Source organism: Polaromonas sp. P1_E3 (genome assembly GCF_056405935.1).
In genome coordinates this window covers 1-1,034 of record NZ_JBFUBD010000668.1, presented here as the reverse complement: position 1 = coordinate 1,034, position 1,034 = coordinate 1, and the positions used below count along the sequence as shown (strand labels likewise).

General features: G+C 58.6%; 1 protein-coding gene. It reads right to left on the bottom strand.

Going from position 1 to position 1,034, the window contains the following annotated elements; translation table 11 throughout:
* On the bottom strand, positions 1 to 1,034 hold a 1,034-nt coding region (locus AC1D0Z_RS22655), incomplete at both ends, for an acetyl-CoA carboxylase biotin carboxylase subunit (protein ID WP_477660386.1).

Here is a 1,034-nt window from a genome sequence, read left to right as displayed (position 1 = left end):
GCCATGCACGATGAGCTTGGCGATCATTGAGTCATAAAACATCGGGATCTCGCCGCCGTCCTGTACGCCGGTGTCAACACGCACACCGTACAGCTGCGAGGTGTCTGCCGCGAACATCGTCTCCTTGGGCGGCTGAAAGCGCACCAGCCGCCCGGTAGAAGGCAAAAAGCTACGGAAGGGGTCTTCGGCATTGATGCGACATTCAATCGCCCAGCCATTGCGTTGCACGTCTTTCTGCGCAATCGGCAGTTTCTCGCCGGCCGCCACACGAATCATCAGCTCCACCAGGTCCAGCCCGGTGATGCATTCCGTCACCGGGTGCTCCACCTGCAGGCGGGTATTCATTTCAAGGAAATAAAAGCTTTGGTCCTTGCCGACCACAAACTCCACCGTGCCCGCGCTCTGGTATTTCACGGCCTTGGCCAGCGCCACAGCCTGCTCCCCCATGGCCTTGCGTGTGGCGTCACTGATAAAGGGCGACGGCGCCTCTTCGATCACTTTCTGGTGGCGCCGCTGGATGGAGCATTCGCGCTCATTGAGGTAGACCACATTGCCGTGGCTGTCGCCCAGCAGCTGGATTTCAATATGACGGGGTTCTTCGACAAACTTCTCGATGAAAACGCGGTCGTCGCCAAAGCTGTTGCGCGCCTCATTGCGGCAAGAAGTAAAACCTTCAAAGGCCTCTTTATCGTTAAAGGCCACACGCAAGCCCTTGCCACCACCGCCTGCCGAGGCCTTGATCATCACGGGGTAGCCAATGCCCTTAGCAATCTCCACGGCTTTCTCGGCAGTTTCAATGGCATCGTTGACACCGGGGATGCAGTTGACGCCTGCGGCACCCGCCAGTTTTTTCGACTCGATCTTGTCGCCCATCGCGGCAATTGAATAATGCTTGGGGCCGATGAAGATGATGCCCTCTTCCTCCACCCGCTTGGCGAAGCCCGCGTTCTCACTCAGGAAGCCGTAACCGGGGTGCACCGCCTGCGCACCGGTCTGCTTGCAGGCGGCAATGATCTTGTCGGCCTGCAGGTAAC